This is a genomic window from Flavonifractor sp., from assembly GCF_019422385.1.
GTDB lineage: Bacteria > Bacillota > Clostridia > Oscillospirales > Oscillospiraceae > Flavonifractor > Flavonifractor avistercoris.
This window is the reverse complement of record NZ_JAHZDL010000114.1, coordinates 1-6552: the sequence shown is the minus strand read 5'-3', so window position 1 is coordinate 6552 and position 6552 is coordinate 1. Positions and strand designations below refer to the sequence as shown.

Below are 6552 nucleotides of genomic sequence, written 5' to 3'. Positions count from 1 at the left end.
GGGATGAAGAACTTGGGCTTGACCAGGGCGTGGATGATCTTCAGCTCCTCCTGGCAGGCGTGGCCCGACACGTGGAGGGCGCCCAGCCGCTCGTTGACCACCTCGGCGTCCTTGCGGTAGAGCTCGTTGATCACGTTGCCGATGGAGTTCTCGTTGCCGGGGATGGCGGAGGCGGAGATGATCACCCGGTCGCCGGCCTGAATGTCCACCTGCCGGTGGGTGTTGAAGGCCATGCGGGTGAGGGCGGACATGGTCTCGCCCTGGCTGCCGGTGGTGATGATGCAGATCTTGTGCTTGGGCAGGCTCTTGATGTGGGCCAGATCCACCAGCACCCCGTCGGGTATGCTCATATACCCCAGCTCGGTGGACACCTTCATGGCGTTCTCCATGGAGCGGCCGGTGACCGCCACCTTGCGGCCGTACCGGGCCGCCACGTCGATGATCTGCTGGATGCGATCCACGTTGGAGGCGAAGGTGGTGACGATGATCCGCTGCTGACAGCCCCGGAACAGGGCGTCAAAGGAGTCGCCCACACTGCGCTCGCTCTTGGTGAAGCCGGGGCGCTCCACGTTGGTGGAGTCGGCCAGCAGGGCCAGAACCCCCTCCTTGCCCAGCTGTCCCAGTCGGCCCAGATCCATCATGCCGCCCTGGATAGGGGTGGGGTCGATCTTGAAGTCGCCGGTGTGCACCACCGTGCCCACCCCGCACTTGATGGCAAAGCCGCAGGCGTCGGCGATGGAGTGGTTCACGTGGATGAACTCCACGGTGAACTTGCCCGCCTTCACCACCTCGCCGGCCTCGCAGGTGATCAGCTTGGTCTTGTTCAGCAGGCGGTGCTCCTCCAGCTTCAGCTTCACCAGCCCGGCGGTCATGCGGGTGGCGTAGATGGGCACGTTCACATCCCGCAGCAGATAGGGGATGGAGCCGATGTGATCCTCGTGGCCGTGGGTGAGGAAGATGCCCCGGATGCGGTCTTTATTCTTGATGAGATAGGTGAAGTCGGGGATCACCACGTCGATGCCGTACATGTCGTCGTCGGGGAAGCCCATGCCCACGTCGATGATGATGATGTCCCCGCCGTACTCGTAGACGGTCAGATTCTTGCCGATCTCGTTGAGTCCGCCCAGGGAGATGATTTTCAGTTTTTCAGCCATAAATGTCTTGAAACACTCCTTCAATTCTATATCCATAGGGATAGGTATGTAAGGGCACAGGAGTGCGGGCGCACAAAACCAAGGCGGCACAGCATCCCACCCGTTCCGGCCCTGCCTCGCCGGAAAAGGGGGACGCCGCTCCACCGCCTCGCCCGTATGCTCTCTGTGTCCTGCTTATTCAAGCGCGAATCCGCGCATAAAGCCATGATAGGTTTCTACAGTATATCATACTTTTTCCAAAAAGTATACTCCTATTTTTCCGGGCCCGGCCGGGCGGCCTCCTCCGCCTTGCGGGCGCAGAAGTCGCACAGCTCCCGGGCCAGCTCGGCGGTGCGGGCCTCCCCCACCACCCGGAGGACGGCGGGACTGGCCCGGAGGGACAGGGTGAGCCACCCCTCCCCCTGGCGCAGGCGCAGGCCCTCCCCGGCGGCCCGGGCCCCGGGCAGCTCCCGGAGCAGCCGGGCCAGCACCTCCTCCCCGTCCCGGCGGAGGGGCACCTCCCGCCGGCAGATGGCAAAGCGGGGCAGCTTCCCCGTCAGGCCCCGGAGCCGTTCCCCGGTCATGCCCAGGCGGGCGCAGATGCGGCAGGCGGCGAAGATCCCGTCCCGCAGCCAGGGCAGCTCCCCGTACCGCGCCTCCGCCTCCGCCCCGTCCCGGCCCAGCCGGAGGGCGCCCCCGTGGTAGCCGGCGGCCAGGGTGTCGATGGCCGCCGGGGCGTCGGCGGGCACCGCCACCCGCCCCCCGCCGTTCTCGTACTCGATGAGGGCCACGGCGGCCAGCAGTTCCTCCGGGGGGAGCACCTCCCCCTCCTCGTCCACGGCGGTGAGGGCAAAGCCGCCCCGGAGGGTCTGGAAGGCGGGCACGCCGGGACGGCTCTCCCGCCGCACCTGACAGCCCAGGCTCTCCAGGGCCTGGGCCAGCACCCGGTCGGCCGGGGCCTCTCCCGGCACCGACACCTCCAGACGCCGCAGGGGCGCCCGGGTAAGCCGGGCCCGCCGGGCCCCGTCGGCGGCGTAGGAGGCCCCGACGCCGGAGACCGTCTCCCACCGGCCCACCCCCAGGGCGGGCATACGGCCCGGCTGGCCCCGGAGGAGGGCCCCCTCCAGCCTGCGCCGGCGCTCCCGCCCCAGGGGCAGGCCACGCCGGTCAAAGAGGTGGAGCACCGCCTTCTCCCCCTCTTGCCGGACAAAGAGGACGGCGGGCAGGGCCCACTGCTCCGCCAGCCAGGCGGCGGCGGAGGGGCAGGGGGCGTCGTGGGAGATCACCCTGGCCCCGGCGGCGGCCGCGCCGCTGCCCGCGGCCTGGGCCAGCATCCGGGCCGACGCTCCGCCGGCCCAGCCCAGCCCCAGGGCTCCCTCCCGGCCCAGCAGGGAGCCCAGCAGGAGCAGCCGCTCCGCCGTCAGTTCCCCGCCCACGGTGCCGGTCAGGGTTCCCCCCGGCCCGAAGGCCAGCGGGAGGGCGCCGCCCCCGTCCCGGAGGGCGGCGGTAAGCCGGGCGCCGTCCGGCACCCGGCGGCGGGGCCACACCGCCACCCCCTCCAGGAGAATGGCGTCCTCCCCGGCCGCCGCGCCGTGGGAGAGCACCGCCCCCTCGTTGAGCACCGAACCGGCCCCGGCCTTCGCGCCGGGGGCCAGCACCGCGCCGTACAGGGTGGCGCGGCTCCCCGCCTCCGCCCCCAGCAGGGCGGAGCGCTGCACCAGCGCCCGGCGGCCCACGGCGGAGCCCTCCTCCAGCACCGCGTGGGGGCCCAGCAGGCTCCCCTCCCCCACCCTGACATTGGGGCCCAGGTAGCAGGGGGGCACCACCTGCACCCCGGCGGGAAGGGGAGAGGCGCTCCACACCCCGGGGGCCGCCCGGGGGACGTCCCAGCACAGGCGGAGCCTGCCGGACAGGGCGTCGGCCAGCGTGTCCAGATAGGAGGCGGAATCGGTGATCTCCCGCCAGGCCCCCTCCGCGGCCGCGCCGCAGAGGGCCTCCCCTTTCTCCAGCAGGGTGGCAAAGAGGCGCTCCAGGGGCCAGTCCGCCCCCTCCGGCAGGGCATCCAGAGCCCGGGGCGTGAGCACGCAGGCACCGGTGTACGCCTGGCTGGACAGCAGCCCGCCGGCCGGGTGGGCCAGCAGCCGCTCCACCCGGCCCTCCTGGTCGGTGAGAACCAGGGGCCGCCCGGAGGCGGGCGGGCGGCGGGCCAGCAGCAGGGTGGCGGCGGAGGGCCGCACCCGGTGGAGGGCCAGGGCCGCGCCCAGATCCCCATCCCACACCGCCCCGCCCGGGAGCACCAGCACGTCCTCCTCGCCGGAGAAGTCCCGGCAGCTGCCCGCCAGGGCGGCGGCGCCCAGTGGCTCCCGCCGGGTGAGCCAGGTGAAGCGCACCCCCAGCTCCCCGCCGTCCCCCAGGGCGTCCGACACCAGCCCGGCCAGCCGGGGCAGCACCACCCCGATCTCCCTCACGCCGCAGCGGCGGAGATGCTCGGCCTGGCGGGCCAGCAGAGGCTTTCCGAACAGGGGGAGCAGGCACCGGGGCTGCTCCAGGGTCAGGGGGGACAACCCCTCCTCCCGCTCCCCGGCCAAGATGATCGCTTTCAAGGTTGGGAAACATCCTTTCACACACAGTTTCCCCTATTATTGCCTGAATGCCCCTCCTGTGATACAATATGATCCACAAAAGCCCGGAGGAATGTGCTATGAACATCCAGATTTTCGGAAAAAGCAAATGTTTTGACACCAAAAAGGCGGAGCGGTGGTTCAAGGAGCGGCGCATCAGGTTCCAGTCCATCGACCTGGGGAAGGTGGGCATCAGCCCCGGCGAGCTGAAGAGCGTGATGAACGCCGTGGGGCTGGAGGCCCTCATCGACCCCAAGCACCCCGACGCCACCCTGCTCAGCTACCTGGCCTACGACGCGGACAAGGCGGAAAAGCTGCTGGAGGACCCCCGGCTGCTGAAAACCCCCATCGTCCGCAACGGGAGGCAGGCCACCGTGGGCTACCACCCCGAGGTGTGGCAAACTTGGTCGTAGGGCGGGGGCCTGCCCCCGCCGCCCCGCTCCGGGGCTTGACAAGCCGCTCCTGCCGTGCTATGGTAGGCCCGTGGCAGATGCCGCCACACCCAATTGACCATAAAGGAGCGTTATCTTTGGAGCTGAGATATGATTCGGTGGCCTGCGCCTAGCCGGGAGGCTGGTGCGCAGTATAAATGACCACCGCCCTCCCGGAAGTATTTCCATCATTACTTTCAGGAGGAATCTTCCCATGAACCGGATCAACAAGCGCAAGCAATACGAGCGCGGATATTATCAGACCCACCCCTGCACGGACAGCTTTACCTGCAAACACTGCGGCCGCCCGGTGGTCTCTGCCGGCGCGGGCTCGGATCACCGCAACCACTGCCCCAACTGCCTGACCAGCCTCCACCTGGACGTGGAGCCCGGCGACCGCTCCGCCGACTGCGGCGGATTGATGGACGCCATCGCCGTGTGGGTGCGGAAGAACGGCGAGTGGGCCATTGTCCACCGCTGCCGCCGGTGCGGCGCTCTGTCGTCCAACCGGGTGGCGGCGGATGACAACCCCATGAAGCTCATGTCCATCGCCATGAAGCCCCTGTCCGCGCCCCCCTTCCCGCTGGAGCGCATTGAGGAGATGACCGCCCTCATGGGCGGCGAGGGCTCCACCGGCCTGTAGGAGCTCGGTTTGCAAGTCAAATAGGGCCCGGAGCGGACGATCCGCTCCGGGCCCCTGTTTTATTGGTACAGCGCCGCCACGGCGGCCAGCTGCCGTCTCATCTCCTCCGCCGCCCAGTCGGGCCTGAGGATGCGCACCCCGTCCCCCAGGCCGAAGATCCAGCCCAGAAACTGGGGGCTCACCACCGCCGGCACCGTGACGGTGAAGTGGTCGGCCCCGTCGGGCACCAGCATGGCCTCCCGGCCGAAGCGATCCAGCACCACCCCCACCAGGCGGTTGGCGCACCGGAGGGTGATCTGCCCCTCCCGGCCGGAGAACATACCGAAGTGCTTTTGGGCATAGGATGCGATATCCAGCTCCCCGTCCACCCCCTCCAGGGGCAGGCAGGTCACCGCCAGCTCCGCCATCTTGTCCACCCGGTAGTGGCGCAGCTCCTCCCTGTGGTGGTCATAGCCCGCCAGGTAGTAGTTCTCATTGTCCCAGATGAGGCCCAGGGGGGAGACGATGTACCGCTTCCCCTCCCGGCGGAACACCTTCTCCTTCCGAACGTTATACTCAAAGTATTTGAAGGTCACGGCTTTCCGGTTTGCAATCGCGGTGTGGAGCTTGTCGATGGTGTAGTACACGCTCTCGTTCATGCTCTTCACCCGGCGATCCACATACACCTGCCGCTGGAGCTGCCGGGCCTGGTGGACGCTGGCCTGGGACTCCAGCTTGCGGATGAGCTCCCGGCTCTTGCGCTGGGTGATGAACTTGGAGGACTGCACCGCGTCCACCAGCAGCTTCAGCTCCGCCAGCTGGAAGGGCCGCTCTCCCAGGAACCAGCCCGGCGCCTTCCCTTTCCGGTTCTGCACGTCCAGGCCGAAGGTGCGCAGGGCCTCCATGTCGTCGTAGATGCTCTTGCGCTCGGCCCTGATGTCCCAGGCCTCCAGGGCCTGGATCAGCTCCGGCACCGTCAGCGGGTGCTCCTCGTCGGTGCGCTCCCACAGGATCTTGCAAAGGCAGAGCAGCTTCAGCTTCTGATTGGCGCTGCGGGGCATACGCCTCTCCCCCTTTCCTGTCCTCAGAGTAGCGGATTTTCTGTCCGATAAAACGGACTTTCTTATAGTATATCAGCTTTTGGAACAGATTGCGAGGGTTTTGTATGGAATTTGTGGTATCCGTCCCTTTATGCCCCCTCTACGCCGCCGCCAGCGCCGGCGCGGAGCGGGTTGACGAGCTGCTGTGCGGCTGGAGCGCGGACATTCTGGAGGAGCTGTCCACCGGCTGGTGCAGGGTGCGCACCGCCTACCGCTATGAGGGCTGGGCCCGGCGGGAGTGCCTGCGCCCCGCCGGCAGCTGGGCGGGGCGGGAGAAGCTGCTGCTCCGCGCCCCCTTTGCCGACGTGCTCTGCGGCCCGGAGGTGGAGCGCCCCGTGGCGGACACCCTGCCCCGGGGCTCCCTGGCCGCCGTCCTGGGAGAGGCACAGGATGGCTGGCAGAAAATAGCCCTCCCGGACGGCCGGGAGGGCTATACGAAACGCAGCCTTCTGACAGAATATTACGAGACGCCGCCAGACTGGCCGGAGGAGCGGCTGCGGGAGCGGGCGGTGGAGGCGGCTCGCTCCTACCTGGGCACCCAGTACCGCTGGGGCGGCAAGTCCCCCCTGGGGATTGACTGCTCTGGCCTCACCTTCATGGCCTGGTTCTTCTGCGGGGTGTCCCTCTACCGGGACGCCCGGCTGG

At 68.6% G+C, this 6552-nt stretch carries 6 protein-coding genes; 3 read left to right on the top strand and 3 right to left on the bottom strand.

Going from position 1 to position 6552, the window contains the following annotated elements; all coding sequences use genetic code 11:
• Both QZ378_RS11780 and QZ378_RS11775 read right to left on the bottom strand, forming a co-directional pair.
• Positions 1 to 1154 (bottom strand): ribonuclease J (locus QZ378_RS11780; protein ID WP_291258406.1); only part of this gene is annotated, 1154 nt, incomplete at its 3' end.
• Positions 1155 to 1405: 251 nt separating this feature from the next.
• The gene (locus QZ378_RS11775; RefSeq protein ID WP_291258405.1) at positions 1406 to 3736 is read right to left on the bottom strand and encodes a sugar phosphate nucleotidyltransferase; all 2331 of its coding nucleotides are present in this window, start codon (positions 3734 to 3736) and stop codon (positions 1406 to 1408) included.
• Between the two features lie 98 nt (positions 3737 to 3834).
• Between QZ378_RS11775 and QZ378_RS11770 the strand changes: the two genes are divergently transcribed.
• On the top strand, positions 3835 to 4167 hold the full coding sequence (locus QZ378_RS11770; protein ID WP_291258404.1) for an ArsC/Spx/MgsR family protein: 333 nt from the start codon (positions 3835 to 3837) through the stop codon (positions 4165 to 4167).
• A 232-nt stretch (positions 4168 to 4399) separates the two neighbouring features.
• The gene (locus tag QZ378_RS11765) at positions 4400 to 4828 is read left to right on the top strand and encodes an RNHCP domain-containing protein (protein WP_191380113.1); all 429 of its coding nucleotides are present in this window, start codon (positions 4400 to 4402) and stop codon (positions 4826 to 4828) included.
• A gap of 59 nt (positions 4829 to 4887) precedes the next feature.
• Here the strand turns inward: QZ378_RS11765 and QZ378_RS11760 are convergent, their stop codons facing one another.
• Complete coding sequence (locus tag QZ378_RS11760; protein WP_191380114.1) at positions 4888 to 5868, bottom strand: WYL domain-containing protein; 981 nt, start codon at positions 5866 to 5868, stop codon at positions 4888 to 4890.
• Positions 5869 to 5972: 104 nt separating this feature from the next.
• On the opposite strand from QZ378_RS11760, the gene QZ378_RS11755 reads away from it, so the two are divergent.
• Positions 5973 to 6552 (top strand): NlpC/P60 family protein (locus QZ378_RS11755; protein WP_291258403.1); only part of this gene is annotated, 580 nt, incomplete at its 3' end.

Coding starts and splice junctions, on each gene's coding strand:
- QZ378_RS11760 (WP_191380114.1), bottom strand. CDS start 5,868: ATGCCCCGCAGCGCCAATCAGAAGCTGAAGCTGCTCTGCCTTTGCAAG.
- QZ378_RS11770 (WP_291258404.1), top strand. CDS start 3,835: ATGAACATCCAGATTTTCGGAAAAAGCAAATGTTTTGACACCAAAAAG.
- QZ378_RS11765 (WP_191380113.1), top strand. CDS start 4,400: ATGAACCGGATCAACAAGCGCAAGCAATACGAGCGCGGATATTATCAG.